Raw genomic sequence first — 14,144 nt, 5'->3', positions numbered from 1 at the left:
CCGGGAGGCCCGCAACCACAGGGGTTTCAGACGCCACAGGAACCCCACGGACACCGGTTCCGGTCGGCGCCGCCACCGGTGTACAGGCGGGCCGGGCACGACCGAACCCAACCCGGGGCCGAACGCCCCGGGGCCCGTGCCGCTTGAGCACGGGCCGGCGGACGCCCTCCGCCCCCGCGCGCCTCTCCACGGCGCGTCCACCGGCCGGGCCGACCGCCACCGGGCAGCATGGGGCCGGGCGCGGCCGGAGGGCCCACCGCGCACGAGCAGGCGCAACGGAAGGCACCCCCGTGTGGCACGACATCTTCGTCCCCGACATCCCCACGGCCGAGAAGGCCGTCCGGACCGTCCTCGTCTACCTGGCCGTCTACCTGCTGCTGCGCCTGGTGGGCCGCCGCGACCTCGCCCAGCTCAACACCATGGACCTGGTCGTGGTGCTGCTGCTGTCCAACGTGGTGCAGGACGCCGTCATCGGTCCGGACTTCTCGGTCACCGGCGGCGTGATCGGCGCAGTGGTGCTCATGGCCGCCGACTGGGCCATGGTGCGGGTGCGCACCCGCTGGTACTGGGCCTGGCGGCTGTTCGAGGGCCGCACCAACGTGCTGGTGCGCGACGGCCGGTACGACCGGCGCACCATGTGGCGCCTGGGGGTGCGCAAGGCCGACGTCGAACAGGTGGTGCGCCGCGACGGAGGCTCGGACGTGGGCGACGCCAAACGGGTCATGCTCGAGCCCCAGGGCACTCTGCGGGTCGAGCTGCACCACGCCAAGCGCTCGGCGACGGCAGGCCAGATCGACGCCCTGGAGGAGCGCCTCTCCCGCATCGAGGACCTGCTCCGCGAGAGGACCGGAAGCGGCCCCGGGGGCGGCGGAGAGGAGGGAGAGGAGAAGGGCGGGCGGAACGGCCGCCGCTAGCGGTTCGTTCGACGGTGACACCGCCGGGCGACACGACGCCCCGGACCGCGAGGAGGAAAGGTCGCCATGGCATCCGCCCCCACCCTCACGCGCGGGCTCCTGGTCGGAGGCGCGCTCGCCGGGCCGCTGTTCATCGCGGTGTTCACGGCCGCCGGGTCGCTGCGCCCCGACTACGACCAGCTCCGCCACCCGGTCAGCTCGCTCGCCCTCACCGGCGCCGGATGGGTCCAGACCGCGAACTTCCTGGTCGCCGGGGCCCTACTGCTGGCCCTGGCCGCGGGCATGCACCGCTCGGCCCTGCTCGCCGGGCGCGCCCGCGCCGCCGCCTGGCTGGTGGGCGCCGCCGGGGTGGGCCTGCTCGGCTCGGGGGCCTTCGTCACCGACCCGGTCAGCGGCTACCCGCCCGGCGCCCCCGACGCCATCGAGTACACCCCGGTCGGGGTCCTCCACGACGCCGCCGCGATGCCGGTCTTCCTCGGGCTCCCCGCCGCCTGCGTGGTGCTCGCCGTCTGGGCGCTGCGCACGCGCCGACCGCTGCTGGGCGCCTACTCCCTGCTGAGCGCGGTCGCCGGGATCGTCCTCCTCCAGCTGTTCAGTGCGGGGTTCCAGCAGGACCCCGCCCTGGTCGGGGTGGCCGGGCTCTACCAGCGCGCCTGCGTCGTGGTCCTGCTGGGCTGGACCACGGCGGTGGCGCTGGTTCTGCTGCGGGCCGAGCCCGCGGGGCCCCGGGAGGGGGCCGGGGGCGGTTGAGCCCACCGGGCGCCGTCCCCGCCCCAAGCCGCCCGAACAGGGCACACAAGGGTTTCACGGTAGCGTTGGAGGCATGGAGTCAGCACCGGCGGAGCGGCCGTCCACCTCGGTCGAGGACTACGTCAAGGTCATCTACGACCTGCAGGAGAGGGGGAGCGGCCCGGTCACCATCTCGGCGATGGCCGAGCGGCTGTCGGTGTCCAACTCCTCGGTGTCGGGGATGCTGCGCAAGCTCGGCGACCTGGGCCTGGTCGACCACCGCCGGTACGGGTCGGTGCGCCTGACCGAGACCGGCACCAAGGCCGCCCTGGCGGTGCTGCGCCGCCACCGCCTGCTGGAGACCTACCTGGTGGAGGCGCTGGGCTACTCCTGGGACGAGGTGCACGACGAGGCCGAGGAGCTGGAGCACGCCGTCTCGGACAAGTTCGTCGAGCGCATCGCCGCCCACCTGGGCGACCCGGTGGCCGACCCGCACGGCGACCCCATCCCCACCCGCGACGGGCGGGTGGTCAACCGCGCCACCGGCCTGCTCTCGGACGCCGAGGCCGGCGCGGTGGGCACCATCGTCCGGGTCAACGACTCCGACCCCGAGCTGCTGCGCTACCTGGCCGAGCAGGACATCGGCATCGGCATGCGCGTGGAGGTGGTCGAGCGCCAGCCCTACGGGGGCTCGCTCATCGTGCGCATCGGCACCGGCGGCGCCGAGGAGCGCTCGCTGGGGCTGGTGGCCGCCGAGGCGCTGTGGATCGCCCCGGACTGACCCCGGTCGGCCCGCTCGCCCGCGCCCCGCTCACGCACGAGTGCGGTCCGCCCTCCCGGCGGGAAGGGCGGACCGCACGCCCCCGAGCGGGGACGACCGCGGCGCCACGCTAGGTGCGGGACGCCTCCGCGCCCCGGCGCCGCCCGCCCGAGCGCCGCGCCGCGCCGGCCCCGATGAGCAGCCCGGCCGGGACCAGCCCCAGCAGGAACCCGCTGGGCCCGACCAGTGCCGCGCAGCCCAGGGCCCACAGGCCGATCGCCCATCCCGCGTAGGCCGGCACCGCGTCGCCGCGGCGCCCCGTCCTGGCCACGAGGAGGCCGAGTACGGCCAAGGGGACCACGAAGCCGCCCGGTAGCGCCCAGAAGCCCAGCATCGACTCCGTGGCCGCCCCGTGGCTCCACAGCTCGCCCGAAAGCCATTCCCCCCAATAGGGGTGGGGGAGGAAGAAGAGGGTGTGCAGCAGCGCGATGGCCGCCATGCTCCAGCCCCCGGCAACGGTGAGACGCGCTGAAGTGCTCATGGGGACCAGCCTGGCGCCCGGCGCCCGGCCCGGTGATCCCCCGCACGGGGGAGAGGGCGCCCCGCACGGGGGAACGGGGCGGGCCCGGCCCTGGCCCGGGCGTCTGGGCCCCTATAGGTTCGGTGATCATGACCGTGCTGCAAGGTGCCCACGTGACCCTGCGACCCGCCACCGACGACGACGTCCCCGCACTGGCCGCCATCCGCCGCTCCCCTGAGGTGCAGGCCTGGTGGCGAGCGGGCGAGGACCTGGACGCCAAGGTCGCCCAGGAGCTGGCCGACCCCGAATCGCGCACGCTGGCCGTCGAGCACGGGGGCCGCACGATCGGCGCGATCCAGTGGTGGGCCGAGGAGGACCCCGAGTACCGGCACGCCGGGATGGACATCTACCTGGACCCCGCCGTGCACGGAAAGGGGCTGGGCACCGACGCGGTGCGCGCGTTGGCCGCCCACCTGGTCGACGAGGAGGGCCACCACCGTCTGACCATCGACCCGGCGGCCGACAACACCGCGGCGATCCGCAGCTACATCAAGGCCGGGTTCCGCCCGGTGGGGGTGATGCGCCGCTACGAGCGCGGCGCCGACGGCACCTTCCACGACGGCCTGCTGATGGACCTGCTGGCCGAGGAACTGGTGCGCTGATTCATCCTGGAATTCCAGCACCGGGTCGGCGGCGGAGCGCATATCGACGCAAGAGGCGACATTTCTTCTTTCTGTGAACGCGCCTCGCCGCCGGCTTCTATCCTCCTCGCATGCCTTCCCTCGAACGCGAGTTCCCCCTCGACATCATCCGCCACCGGCCGGAAGTTGCTGTGGAACTGCTCGAATCCGCCCAGCGGGTGCCGATGCCCAAATTCGGGCGCGTGCGGTGCGAATCGGGAGACGCGACGACGACCGCGGCGGTGGAATACCGGATCGACTCCGCAGTGGTGTGCGAAGACGACGATGTTCCGAAAATGGCGATCATCGTCGAGAACCAGCTCAAAAAGGATGACGATAAAGAGTTCAGCTGGCCGGTGTACGTCGCCAACCTGCGCGCGCGGCTGCGCTGCCCGGTCAGGCTGGTGGTGCTGGTCCCCAAGGAGGGGGTGTCCCAGTGGTGCGGCACCCCGATCGACCTGGGGTGCGGGGAGATCCGCCCGCTGCCGCTCCTGATGAAGGCCCTCCCCCCGGTCACGGACCCCGAACGGGCGCGGGCCCACCCGGAGCTGGCGATCATCGCGGCCGCCCACAACGTGAAGGACCCCGAGAGCGAGGAGGAGCAGGCCGCCCTGCACGCGCTGCTGGCGGCCTTGGAAACCATCGATCGGTCGATGACGAGTCTGTATTCTGACTACGTGCTGGCGGCACTGCCCCGCAAGGCGCGCGAGTACCTGGAGGAGATCATGGGCACGGGCACCTACGAGTACAAGAGCGACCTCTTCCGCCGCGGCTTCGCGGACGGCGAAGCCGAGGGAGAGCTCAAGGGGGAGCTCAAGGGGGAGCTCAAGACCTTGGCCCAGGCCGTCATGACCGTCCTGGAGAGCCGGGGCATTGGAGTCCCCTCCTCCACCCGTGAACGCATCACCTCCTGCACCGACCGCGACACCCTCAACACCTGGCTCCGGCACGCCGCCCTCGTCAGGTCTACCGAAGAGCTTTTCGCCGACCGCTGACAGAAGCGACAGAGGGCCACGCCCAAAACGAACTGAAGGGGGAGCTCAAGACCTTGGCCCGGGCCATCATCGCCGTTCTGGACACCCGGGGCATCGACCTCCCTGCCTTCGCCCGCGAGCGGATTGTCACCTGTATCGACGGCGACACCCTCGGACTCCGGCTCCGGCGCGCCGCGGTGGTCGACTCCGTCGAGGTAGTGTTCGGCGACTCCTGATACCGGGGGGTGCCCCGCCCCCCGGTTCCGTCTCCGACCGGGAAGGCCCCCGAGATGACCAGCAGGTTCACCGAGCTCGCCGTCGACTGCTCCGACCCCGACGGCCTCGCTGGGTTCTGGTGCGCGGTCCTGGACTACGAGGTGCTCGACAAGCACGAGGGGGTCGTCACGGTCGGCCCGAAGGCCTCGCCCGGCGACGGGAGCCGCAGCGGCCCGGTGCCGCCGGTGATCACGTTCGCGCGGGTTCCCGAGGGCAAGACCGTCAAGAACCGGCTGCACATCGATGTCAGCCCCTCCGACCGGGACCAGGCCGCCGAGGTCGACCGCCTGCTCGGCCTGGGCGCGCGCCGCACCGACGTGGGCCAGGGCGCGGACGACAGCTGGGTGGTCCTGCTCGACCCGGAGGACCACGAGTTCTGCGTCCTGGCGGGCCGCCGCCCCTGACGGGGCCGGTGCGTCCGGTCGGCGAACTGCGTGGGGCCGGGGGTGGGAACAGGCGCCCCGGCCCGGCGACAGCGCCTACCCGGCCTCCCGCGCCGCGTTCGCGCGGGTGATGAAGTCGATCATCTCCGGGGTCGGCCCGCCGTGCTCGGCGGCGATCTCCTCGCTGTTGTCCTCCCGCATCCGGTACAGCGACTCCTTCAGCCCCTCGTCACCGCCGTGGAAGGACTCCAGCAGCCGCATCCACCGCTCGGCCAGCTCCCGCCCCTGCTCCGAGGCGGGGTCGGCGCCCTCCTCCACGGCCCGGCCCACGGCCGCGATCAGCTCCGGCCAGGCGGCCACGTCGGCGGCCACCGCCTCCTCGCCGCGCTCCTCGCGCCTCCGGTGCAGGGCCCGCATCTGCTCCTCGCTGAAGTAGGTCCGCATCGTCTCGTCCACTCCGCTCATCCCTTCGATCACGCGCATCAACCGTTCCGGCTCCAGGGGCGGGCCGCCGCGCGAGGCGCTCACCACCGCCGACAGGCGGCCCCGTAGGGCGTGCAGCGCGCTGATGCGGCGCTCGACCTGTTCCAGCTGGTCGGCGAGCAGCTCGCCCAGGCCCGGACCGCCTCCTTCGAGCACCGAGCGCACCTCCTCCAAGGACAGCCCCAGGTCGCGCAGGGCCAGCGTGCGGTAGAGCAGCCGCACGTCCGCCCCGGTGTAGAGCCGGTGGCCGGAGGCGGTGCGGGCCGAGGGCCGCACCAGGCCGACGGCGTCGTAGTGGTGCAGTGCGCGCACCGTCAGCCCGGTCGACCGGGCCAGCTCGCCCACCTTCCACGTGCGGTCCTCGCCGTCCATGCCCGCGCCGCCTCCTGTCCCGTATCCGCCGGTGCCCGCATCCCGGAGCGCCGGGAGACGCCCCTTCGCGGTGCCGTGGCGACGACGCTAAGTCCTCACGCCGCGTGAGGTTCAAACCTGGACTATTGACAACCGACCCCGCGAGTGAATGGATTGCGGACGCATCGACAGTGATCCACGGCACATTTTCCGGGTGGTTCGGTGCAGGGGGCGCCGCCCGGGGAGGGAGCGGCATGCGCAGACGCTGGACGACGGCCCCCGCGGCGGCCCTGGCAGCGGCCCTGGCGGCCTCCGGTTGCGGCGGGGGCACAGGCGGCGGCGGGGACGCCGCCCAGGTCGAGGTCTTCTCCTGGTGGACCGGCGGCGGCGAGGAAGCCGGCCTCAACGCCCTCATCGAGATGTACGAGGAACGGCACCCCGACACCGAGTTCGTCAACGCCGCCGTCGCCGGAGGGTCGGGGACCAACGCCCAGGCCGTGCTGGAGGGGCGGCTGCAGAGCCAGGACCCGCCCGACTCCTTCCAGGGCCACGCCGGGGCCGAGCTCCAGGACTACATCGAGGCCGGGTACCTGGAGCCCCTCGACGGCTTCTACGACGAGCACGGCCTGCGCGAGGCCCTGCCCGACCAGCTCCTGGAGCAGATCAGCTACGACGGCAGCGTCTACTCGGTCCCCGTCAACATCCACCGCTCCAACGTCCTGTGGTTCAACCCCTCGGTGCTGGAGGAGGCCGGGATCGAGGAGCCGCCGCAGACCCTCGACGACCTCATCGCCGGCCTGGAGGCCGTCGAGGAGGAGACCGACGCCGTCCCCATGGCCGTGGGCGCCCAGTGGACCGTCGACCACCTGCTGGAGAGCGTCCTGCTCGGCTCCCTGGGCACGGAGGGCTACAACGCCCTGTGGGAGCCCGGCGCCGACTGGGGCACCCCCGAGGTCGCCGCCGCCCTGGCCGACTTCGAGGCCGTCCTGGAGCACACCCAGGAGGAGTCGGCCTCCGAGGACTGGCAGGAGGCCTCCCGGCGCGTCGCCGAGGGCGAGGCCGCCTTCACCGTCATGGGCGACTGGGCCGCCGGGTACTTCGACGAGCTGGGCATGACCGCCGGGGAGGACTACGACTGGGCCGCCTCGCCCGGCACCGAGGGCACCTACCTGTGGCTGTCCGACAGCTTCACCCTGCCGGTGGGCGCGCCCAACCCGGAGGCCGCCGACGCCTGGCTGGAGCTGGCCGCCAGCCGGGAGGGCCAGGACGCGTTCAACCCCCTCAAGGGCTCCATCCCCGCCCGCGAGGACGCCGACCCCGAGCAGTACGCCGACAGCCCCTACCTGTCCGCGGCCCTGGAGGAGTGGCAGTCCGGCCCCGAGCTGGCCGGGTCCTTCTGGCACGGCGTGGCCGCCGACAACCGGTGGAAGAACGCCATCGACACCGCCGTGGGCCTGTACCTCCAGGACGGCGACACCGACGCACTCCAGGACGCCCTGAACGAGGCCTCCCAGGCCGCGCAGACCGAATGAGCGCGCGCGCCACCGGCCGGGCGGGCGCACCCGCCCGGCGCCGCCCGTCGGCCGGGCGCGCCCGCGTGCGCGCCTGGCTGCCGGGCCTGCTGCTGGTCTCCCCGTCCATCCTGCTGATCGCCGTGTTCGTCTACGGGATGATCGGCTGGAACGCCCGCCTGGCCCTCAGCGACAAGCACAGTCCCATCGACGACGCCTCCTTCGTCGGCCTGGAGAACATGGCCGGGCTGTGGCAGGAGGCCCGGTGGCCCGGCGCGGTCGCCAACGCCGCGGTGTTCACCGCGGTGTTCGTCGGCGGCGCGCTGGTGCTGGGCTGGCTGCTGGGCCTGCTACTGGAGAAGGGCATCGCCGGGGAGGCGGTCTTCCGGACGCTGTTCCTGGCGCCGATGGCGGTGTCCTTCATCGCGACCGGCGTGGTGTGGCGCTGGCTGATGAACCCCGCCCCGGCCGAGCGCGCCACCGGGCTCAACGCCCTGTTCGTCCACCTGGGTCTGGACTTCCTGGTCAACGAGTGGTGGACCGCGCCGAACCTGGGGATGGCGGCCATGGCGCTGCCCGCGGTCTGGCAGCTGTCCGGCTACATCATGGCGCTGTACCTGGCCGGGTTCCGCGGGGTGCCCGAGGAGCTGCGCGAGGCGGCGCGGGTGGACGGCTGCTCGGAGTGGGGGGTGTACCGGCACGTGGTGCTGCCGCAGCTGCGCCCGGTCACCCTGACCGCGGTGATCATCCTGGGGCACATGTCGCTGAAGGTGTTCGACCTGGTCATCGCGATCGCGGGCCAGCAGATCGTGGCCGACGTGCCGGCGGTGTACATGTGGACGACCGTCTTCGAGGTGCGCGACCCGGCCAAGGGCGCGGCGATCGCCGCCTACATGCTGCTGGCGGTGGCCGCCCTCGTCCTGCCCTACCTGGTGTGGACCGTGCGCAGGGAACGGAGCGAGGGCCGATGAGCGGCGCCGGGCGGCGGACCGGGGACCGGACCGGAGCGGCCGCCGCGCCGCGGTCCGGGGGCGGGCGCGCGCCGGGCGGCGGCCGCGTCGGCCCGGCGGTGCGGTTCACCGTGCTGGTGCTGCTGGCCGTGCTGTTCCTGCTACCGCTGTACGTGCTGGTGGTCACCGGCTTCAAGCCCTTCGCCGAGGCCGGGGCCGAGCGCGCGTGGCTGCCGCCGCGGACGTGGAGCCTGGAGGGGTGGTCGGCGGCCTGGGACGCGCTGGGCGCCGGGCTGTGGAACAGCGTCAAGCTGGTGGTGCCCAGCGCCGCGGCCGCGTCGCTGCTGGGGTCGCTGAACGGGTACGTGCTGTCCAAGTGGCGCTTCCCGGGCGCCGACACGGTGTTCACCCTGTTCCTGTTCGGGATGTTCATCCCCTACCAGGCGGTGATGATCCCGCTGCAGCAGCTGCTGGTGGGGGCCGGCCTGATGGGCGGGCTGTTCCCGCTGATCCTGGCGCACACCGTCTACGGCATCCCGATCTGCACGCTGATCTTCCGCAACTTCTACGCCTCGCTGCCGCAGACCCTGATCGAGGCGGCGCGGGTGGACGGGGCCGGGCTGCTGCGGACCTACGCCCACGTGGTGCTGCCGGTGTCGGCCCCGGCGTTCGCGGTGGCGCTGATCTGGCAGGTCACCTCGGCGTGGAACGACTTCCTGTTCGCGGTGTTCCTGACCGGCCCGGGGAGCTGGCCGGTGACGGTGCAGCTGAACAACGTGGCCGGGTCGATGGTGGTGCCCTACAACCAGCAGATGGCCGCCGCGGTGCTGGCGTCGCTGCCGACCCTGGTGATCTACCTGGTGCTGGGCCGCTACTTCATGCGCGGCCTGATGGCCGGGGCGCTGAAGGGGTGAGGGCGCGGCCGGGCCGCCCGTGCACCGGTCCCCGCCGGAGGCGGCCCGGACCCTCCGGCGGTCAGCGTTCGAGCAGCGCGCAGTCGCCGCACTTCCCGCAGCCGGGGATGCGGTAGTACAGGCAGCAGGTGCGGCGCACGAACGAGTCGGCCATCGTGGCCCCGGCGCCGGGGCCGCCCAGGCCGTGCAGGGGCGGGCGGTCCATCAGCGCCTCACCGAGCCGGACGGCCCGCCCGGCCAGTGCCGGGCGGGCGGCGGCCAGGGCGGCCACCGTGCCGCCGAGGGAGGAGGCGGCGTTGCCCCACAGCAGCCGGGGCGCCACCTTGACGTGCTCGCGCACCGCCTGAAGCAGCGGTGCGAGCATTCCCTCCAGCACGTGCCCGGCCAGGGCGTCGGCCTCCCCGTCCCCGTGGCCGACCCGCACCCCGGGCGCGCCGGTGCGCGCCAGGGCCAGGGTCGGTCCGTCGGCGTACCAGCCCAGGGCCCGGCGGCCGGGGAGCACGCCGCCGATGAGCACCGCGGCCGCGGCGGGGGAGAGCAGCCGCGAGGCGATGCCCTGGAAGAAGATCGAGGCGGCCACACGCGGTTCGACGTCGCCGAGCGGGCGCCCGGCCCGCGAGGCCAGGCGTTCGCGGACCGCGTCGATGCGGGCGGCCAGGAACGCGCCGTCGGCCCACAGGTCCTCCATGGGCCGCACGCGTCCGGCGGGGGAGCGCTCTACCGCGAAGAAGGCGTTGATGCGGGCGGCCTCGTCCAGCGCCCGGTCCAGCCCTTCCGACCCCGACTGCCCCGCGGCCACGGCCACCGCCCCTCCCGTCGTCGCTCCCCGGACGCCCCGCCCGGCCAGGACAGCCTAGATCCGCCCTCCGGGGGGACGCCTCCGTCCCCCCGGTCCTCGACACCGATGAGTTGGCGCGGCGCGCCGAGTCCTACCGGTGGCGGCCTGGTACCGACAGGGCGTGCGAGTACGGATTCGGGAGGTGCCATGCTCATCATCGCCGGACACATCACGGTGGACCCCGGGGACCGGGAGGAGTATCTGCGCGGTTGCGCCGACGTCGTGGACCAGGCGCGCAAGGCCGAGGGATGCCTGGACTTCTCACTGAGCGCCGACCTGGTGGACCCCGGGCGCATCGACATCTACGAGCGCTGGGAGTCCGACGCCCACCTGGCGGCGTTCCGCGGCGAGGGTGTTCCCGACGAGCAGGCCTCACTCATCCGCGACGCCAGTGTGTACAAGTACCGCGTGTCGGGGGTGGAGGCCCCTTGACGGCGTCCCCTCACGCTCTGGTGGGCCGCCTCCCGGTCGCGCCGCGCAGGAGGGGGCCGCCCCCTGCCCCTCCTGCGCGGCGCGGGGGCCGCGGGCCCTTCGGCACTGCCGCTCACATCGAGGGGAACACATCGTCGGTGAAGCCGTAGAGATCGTCCAGGCGCTTGATCCTGGCGCGCAGCTCGTGTGCCTGAGGACGTCTCAACGCGTGGACGACCACCGACAGCAGCTCCCGGTCCCCCACGGGGTCAATGCAGCACCCCCGTACCCCGCACCCGATGACGGTGTGGCCCCGCAGTGCGTCCAGCACCGTCCAGGTGCTGAGAGATCGGGCGGACCATTCCCCTAGGCACAGCGCCTCGCGGGTGAACCCCGGATGCAGCCGCGGGTCGAGCACTTCGACCCGGCGGGTCTGCGCCATCGTCTTCGCCGACAGCCCGTCGATGGTGTCGTGTTCGCCTCTTCGTGCCCGGCGGCGCAGCTCCCGGCGGACGCGCTCCTCGGCATGGACTCGTCCCGGCCGCCTACGCGGCATCGGCCTTTCGGTCGGTGTGCATGGCCGCATCCTGGCAGAGACCGGCGGCCGCGGCCAGGGTCGCAGGCTTCGCCGGGGCGCCCGGGACCGCCGCAACGCAGAACGCCCACCGCCCGAAACAGCGAGTTCAGCTCACCTGTGGTAAAAGTTGGGCATGCCGAACATTCTCGGTCGATACTCCTCACCCCGCCTGTGGGGAGCGGTCTCCCTCACCGCCGCCCTGCTCGGCGCCGCCGCCTGCGCCGCACCCGCCGACGGCGGCGACGGCCGCCCCAAAGTCCTGACCACCTTCACCGTCATCGCCGACATGGTCCGCAACGTCGCCGGCGACCACCTGCAGGTGGAGTCCATCACCCGCCCCGGCTCCGAGATCCACGGCTACCAGCCCACCCCCGACGACCTCGTCCGCGCCCAGGACGCCGACCTCGTCCTCGACAACGGGCTGGGACTGGAGGCCTGGTTCGCCCAGTTCACCGAACGCATCGACGCCCCCACCGCCACCCTCACCGACGGCGTGGAGACCATCCCCATCGCCGCGGGCGAGTACGAGGGCCGCGCCAACCCCCACGCCTGGATGTCGCCCGACAACGCCGCGGTCTACATCGCCAACATCCGCGACGCCCTCACCGAGCTCGACCCCGACCACGCCGACGACTACGCCGCCAACGCCCGCGCCTACACCGACCGCGTCGCCGAGGTCGGCCACTACCTGCAGACCGAGCTGCAGGACCTGCCCGAGGGCTCCCGCGCCCTGGTCACCTGCGAGGGCGCCTTCTCCTACCTGGCCCGCGACACCGGGCTGCAGGAGAAGTACCTGTGGGCCGTCAACGCCGACTCCCAGGGCACCCCGCGGCAGATCGCCTCGGCCGTGGAGTTCGTCCGCGACAACGAGGTCCCCGCCGTCTTCTGCGAGACCACCGTCAACGACAAGGCCCAGCGCCAGGTCGCCCGGGAGAGCGGCGCCCGCTTCGCCGGGCAGCTCTACGTCGACTCCCTGTCCCGCCCCGACGGCCCCGTGCCCACCTACCTGGACCTGCTCGGCCACGACGCGCAGACCATCGTCGAAGGCCTGACCGGCGAGCCCGCCGACCCGCCCCCCTCGGCCCCCGGCGGCCCCGGCCAGGAGGAACCCGAGGAAGGGGGACCGACCCCGTGACCGCACCCGCCCGCACGCCCGAGGCCGCCGACGTGCGCACCCCGGCGATCGACGCCCGCGGCCTGACCGTCCGCTACGGCGACGTGCTCGCCCTGGACGGCGCCGACCTGGCCCTGGACCCGGGCACCGTGTGCGCCCTGCTGGGCGCCAACGGCTCGGGCAAGTCCACCCTCTTCTCGGCCCTGATCGGACTGGTGCCGCTGGCCGCCGGGCAGGTGCGCCTGCACGGCCGCACCCCCGACCGGGCCCGCAAGGAGGGCCTGGTCGCCTACGTCCCGCAGAGCGAGCGCATCGACCAGGCCTTTCCCGTGCGGGTGGCCGACGTCGTCATGATGGGCCGCTACGGGCATATGGGCCCCACCCGACGCCCCCGCCGCGCCGACCGCGACGCCGTGGACGCCGCCCTGGAGCGCACCGGCCTGACCGGCCTGGCCCACCGCCAGATCGGCGCCCTCTCCGGCGGCCAGCGCAAACGCGCCTTCGTGGCCCGCGGCATCGCCCAGGGCGCCGACGTCTTCCTGCTCGACGAGCCCTTCGCCGGCGTCGACAAGGGGTCGGAGGCCACCATCACCGACGTGCTGGGCGCCATGCGCGCCGAGGGCCGCACCCTGCTGGTGTCCACCCACGACCTGGCCGGTGTGGGCGGCTTCTGCGACCGGGCGGTGCTGCTGCAGCGCCGCGTCCTGGCCGACGGGCCGCCCGAGGAGGTCCTCACCCCCGAGCGCCTGGCCGGCGCCTTCGGCCTCGGCCCCGCAGGACCCGCCGCGCCCGCCGCGCCCACCGGGGGCGCACAGGAGGGGGAGTCGCCGTGGACGCGCTGAACGCGCTGGCCGAGTGGTTCACCGTGCCGCTGCAGTTCGACTTCATGTGGCGCGCCATGCTGGTCAGCGTGGTCGCCGGGACCGTGTGCGCCGTGCTCTCGTGCTGGATGACGCTGATCGGCTGGTCGCTGCTGGGCGACGCGGTCTCGCACGCCGTGCTGCCCGGCGTCGTGCTGTCCTACATGCTGGGCCTGCCCTTCGCCGTGGGGGCGCTGGTCTTCGGCGCCGGGTCGGTCGCCCTGATCGGCGTGGTCAACCGGACCTCCCGGGTCAAGGAGGACGCCGTGATCGGCGTGGTCTTCACCGCCATGTTCGCGGTGGGGGTGCTGCTGGTGTCCAAGATCCCCAGCCAGACCGACCTGATGCACATCCTGTTCGGCAACGTGCTGGGCGTCTCCGACGGCGACATCGTCCAGGTGCTGGCGGCCGGGGCGGTGGTGCTGGCGGTGGTCCTGGCCAAGCACCGCGACCTGACCCTGTACGCCTTCGACCGGGTGCACGCCCACGCCATCGGGCTCAGCCCGCGCCGCCTGGAGGCGCTGCTGCTGGGCCTGCTGGCGGTGACCGTGGTGGTGGCCCTGCAGGCGGTGGGCATCATCCTGGTGGTGGCCATGGTCATCGTGCCCGGTGCCACCGCCTACCTGCTCACCGACCGGTTCGAGCGCATGCTGGCGATCGCGGTGGCCGTGTCGGTGACCGCCTCGGTGCTGGGCACCTATCTGAGCTTCCACCTGGACGCGGCCACCGGCGGCGCCGTGGTGGCGGTGCAGGCCCTGGCCTTCGCCCTGGCCTACCTGTTCGCCCCGCACCACGGCGTGGCCGCCGGGGCGCTGCGCCGCGCCCGGCAGGCCCGCGCGGCCCGGGCCGGACGCGCCCCGGCCGGGACCGCCGTCCCCTGACCCCGGGCGGCCCGGGAG

At 73.5% G+C, this 14,144-nt stretch carries 18 protein-coding genes; 14 read left to right on the top strand and 4 right to left on the bottom strand.

Going from position 1 to position 14,144, the window contains the following annotated elements:
• The first annotated feature begins 290 nt into the window (after positions 1–290).
• From O4U47_RS06225 to O4U47_RS06215, 3 genes are all read left to right on the top strand, one after another.
• A complete protein-coding gene (locus tag O4U47_RS06225) occupies positions 291–914 on the top strand; it encodes a YetF domain-containing protein (protein ID WP_270676617.1) in 624 nt (207 codons plus the stop codon).
• Between the two features lie 66 nt (positions 915–980).
• Positions 981–1,664 (top strand): DUF998 domain-containing protein, encoded by a 684-nt coding sequence (locus tag O4U47_RS06220; protein WP_270676616.1) that lies wholly within the window; start codon positions 981–983, stop codon positions 1,662–1,664.
• 73 nt (positions 1,665–1,737) lie between these two features.
• The gene (locus O4U47_RS06215) at positions 1,738–2,424 is read left to right on the top strand and encodes a metal-dependent transcriptional regulator (RefSeq protein ID WP_270676614.1); all 687 of its coding nucleotides are present in this window, start codon (positions 1,738–1,740) and stop codon (positions 2,422–2,424) included.
• Between the two features lie 109 nt (positions 2,425–2,533).
• On the opposite strand, the gene O4U47_RS06210 is transcribed toward O4U47_RS06215, so the two are convergent.
• Entirely contained in the window at positions 2,534–2,944 is a 411-nt protein-coding gene (locus O4U47_RS06210; RefSeq protein WP_270676612.1) for a DUF6463 family protein, read from the bottom strand.
• A 128-nt stretch (positions 2,945–3,072) separates the two neighbouring features.
• Between O4U47_RS06210 and O4U47_RS06205 the strand changes: the two genes are divergently transcribed.
• The 4 genes from O4U47_RS06205 (at position 3,073) to O4U47_RS06190 (ending at position 5,257) form a co-directional block, all read left to right on the top strand.
• Positions 3,073–3,585, top strand: coding sequence for a GNAT family N-acetyltransferase (locus tag O4U47_RS06205; protein ID WP_408638937.1), 513 nt, complete (start codon positions 3,073–3,075; stop codon positions 3,583–3,585).
• A gap of 110 nt (positions 3,586–3,695) precedes the next feature.
• A complete protein-coding gene (locus tag O4U47_RS06200) occupies positions 3,696–4,598 on the top strand; it encodes a hypothetical protein (protein WP_270676609.1) in 903 nt (300 codons plus the stop codon).
• Positions 4,599–4,651: 53 nt separating this feature from the next.
• Positions 4,652–4,813, top strand: coding sequence for a hypothetical protein (locus tag O4U47_RS06195; RefSeq protein ID WP_270676607.1), 162 nt, complete (start codon positions 4,652–4,654; stop codon positions 4,811–4,813).
• Positions 4,814–4,867: 54 nt separating this feature from the next.
• Entirely contained in the window at positions 4,868–5,257 is a 390-nt protein-coding gene (locus tag O4U47_RS06190; RefSeq protein WP_270676605.1) for a VOC family protein, read from the top strand.
• A gap of 75 nt (positions 5,258–5,332) precedes the next feature.
• On the opposite strand, the gene O4U47_RS06185 is transcribed toward O4U47_RS06190, so the two are convergent.
• The gene (locus tag O4U47_RS06185; RefSeq protein ID WP_270676603.1) at positions 5,333–6,091 is read right to left on the bottom strand and encodes a MerR family transcriptional regulator; all 759 of its coding nucleotides are present in this window, start codon (positions 6,089–6,091) and stop codon (positions 5,333–5,335) included.
• 233 nt (positions 6,092–6,324) lie between these two features.
• Here O4U47_RS06185 and O4U47_RS06180 point away from each other — a divergent pair, with 233 nt between their 5' ends.
• The 3 genes from O4U47_RS06180 to O4U47_RS06170 are packed head-to-tail and all read left to right on the top strand — an operon-like array spanning position 6,325 to position 9,445.
• On the top strand, positions 6,325–7,602 hold the full coding sequence (locus O4U47_RS06180) for an ABC transporter substrate-binding protein (protein WP_270676601.1): 1,278 nt from the start codon (positions 6,325–6,327) through the stop codon (positions 7,600–7,602).
• Positions 7,599–8,552 carry a carbohydrate ABC transporter permease gene (locus O4U47_RS06175; RefSeq protein WP_270676599.1) on the top strand — a complete coding sequence of 318 codons (954 nt, stop codon included), beginning with the start codon at positions 7,599–7,601 and terminating at the stop codon, positions 8,550–8,552. The genes O4U47_RS06180 and O4U47_RS06175 overlap by 4 nt, the downstream gene beginning before the upstream one ends.
• On the top strand, positions 8,549–9,445 hold the full coding sequence (locus tag O4U47_RS06170; RefSeq protein ID WP_270676597.1) for a carbohydrate ABC transporter permease: 897 nt from the start codon (positions 8,549–8,551) through the stop codon (positions 9,443–9,445). The genes O4U47_RS06175 and O4U47_RS06170 overlap by 4 nt, the downstream gene beginning before the upstream one ends.
• Before the next feature lie 61 nt (positions 9,446–9,506).
• Here O4U47_RS06170 and O4U47_RS06165 read toward each other — a convergent pair whose 3' ends face one another.
• Positions 9,507–10,244 carry a (2Fe-2S)-binding protein gene (locus O4U47_RS06165; protein WP_270676596.1) on the bottom strand — a complete coding sequence of 246 codons (738 nt, stop codon included), beginning with the start codon at positions 10,242–10,244 and terminating at the stop codon, positions 9,507–9,509.
• Between the two features lie 186 nt (positions 10,245–10,430).
• On the opposite strand from O4U47_RS06165, the gene O4U47_RS06160 reads away from it, so the two are divergent.
• Positions 10,431–10,715 (top strand): putative quinol monooxygenase, encoded by a 285-nt coding sequence (locus O4U47_RS06160; RefSeq protein ID WP_270676594.1) that lies wholly within the window; start codon positions 10,431–10,433, stop codon positions 10,713–10,715.
• A gap of 112 nt (positions 10,716–10,827) precedes the next feature.
• Here O4U47_RS06160 and O4U47_RS06155 read toward each other — a convergent pair whose 3' ends face one another.
• On the bottom strand, positions 10,828–11,250 hold the full coding sequence (locus tag O4U47_RS06155) for a hypothetical protein (RefSeq protein WP_270676593.1): 423 nt from the start codon (positions 11,248–11,250) through the stop codon (positions 10,828–10,830).
• Positions 11,251–11,404: 154 nt separating this feature from the next.
• Here O4U47_RS06155 and O4U47_RS06150 point away from each other — a divergent pair, with 154 nt between their 5' ends.
• The 3 genes from O4U47_RS06150 to O4U47_RS06140 are packed head-to-tail and all read left to right on the top strand — an operon-like array spanning position 11,405 to position 14,126.
• Positions 11,405–12,406: a metal ABC transporter substrate-binding protein gene (locus O4U47_RS06150; protein WP_270676592.1), complete on the top strand. Its 1,002-nt coding sequence runs from the start codon at positions 11,405–11,407 to the stop codon at positions 12,404–12,406.
• Positions 12,403–13,227, top strand: coding sequence for a metal ABC transporter ATP-binding protein (locus tag O4U47_RS06145; protein WP_270676590.1), 825 nt, complete (start codon positions 12,403–12,405; stop codon positions 13,225–13,227). Before O4U47_RS06150 ends, O4U47_RS06145 begins: the two co-directional genes overlap by 4 nt.
• Positions 13,215–14,126 carry a metal ABC transporter permease gene (locus O4U47_RS06140; protein WP_270676589.1) on the top strand — a complete coding sequence of 304 codons (912 nt, stop codon included), beginning with the start codon at positions 13,215–13,217 and terminating at the stop codon, positions 14,124–14,126. The genes O4U47_RS06145 and O4U47_RS06140 overlap by 13 nt, the downstream gene beginning before the upstream one ends.
• Positions 14,127–14,144: the final 18 nt, after the last annotated feature.

This window comes from Nocardiopsis suaedae, assembly GCF_027706745.1.
Lineage (GTDB): Bacteria > Actinomycetota > Actinomycetes > Streptosporangiales > Streptosporangiaceae > Nocardiopsis_A > Nocardiopsis_A suaedae.
This window is presented reverse-complemented; position numbering and strand designations above follow the sequence as displayed.

Excerpts from the sequence above, each read along its gene's own strand:
- O4U47_RS06220 (WP_270676616.1), top strand. The coding sequence starts at position 981 with ATGGCATCCGCCCCCACCCTCACGCGCGGGCTCCTGGTCGGAGGCGCG.
- O4U47_RS06215 (WP_270676614.1), top strand. The coding sequence starts at position 1,738 with ATGGAGTCAGCACCGGCGGAGCGGCCGTCCACCTCGGTCGAGGACTAC.
- O4U47_RS06210 (WP_270676612.1), bottom strand. The coding sequence starts at position 2,944 with ATGAGCACTTCAGCGCGTCTCACCGTTGCCGGGGGCTGGAGCATGGCG.
- O4U47_RS06205 (WP_408638937.1), top strand. The coding sequence starts at position 3,073 with ATGACCGTGCTGCAAGGTGCCCACGTGACCCTGCGACCCGCCACCGAC.
- O4U47_RS06200 (WP_270676609.1), top strand. The coding sequence starts at position 3,696 with ATGCCTTCCCTCGAACGCGAGTTCCCCCTCGACATCATCCGCCACCGG.
- O4U47_RS06190 (WP_270676605.1), top strand. The coding sequence starts at position 4,868 with ATGACCAGCAGGTTCACCGAGCTCGCCGTCGACTGCTCCGACCCCGAC.
- O4U47_RS06185 (WP_270676603.1), bottom strand. The coding sequence starts at position 6,091 with ATGGACGGCGAGGACCGCACGTGGAAGGTGGGCGAGCTGGCCCGGTCG.
- O4U47_RS06180 (WP_270676601.1), top strand. The coding sequence starts at position 6,325 with ATGCGCAGACGCTGGACGACGGCCCCCGCGGCGGCCCTGGCAGCGGCC.
- O4U47_RS06175 (WP_270676599.1), top strand. The coding sequence starts at position 7,599 with ATGAGCGCGCGCGCCACCGGCCGGGCGGGCGCACCCGCCCGGCGCCGC.
- O4U47_RS06170 (WP_270676597.1), top strand. The coding sequence starts at position 8,549 with ATGAGCGGCGCCGGGCGGCGGACCGGGGACCGGACCGGAGCGGCCGCC.
- O4U47_RS06160 (WP_270676594.1), top strand. The coding sequence starts at position 10,431 with ATGCTCATCATCGCCGGACACATCACGGTGGACCCCGGGGACCGGGAG.
- O4U47_RS06155 (WP_270676593.1), bottom strand. The coding sequence starts at position 11,250 with ATGCCGCGTAGGCGGCCGGGACGAGTCCATGCCGAGGAGCGCGTCCGC.
- O4U47_RS06150 (WP_270676592.1), top strand. The coding sequence starts at position 11,405 with ATGCCGAACATTCTCGGTCGATACTCCTCACCCCGCCTGTGGGGAGCG.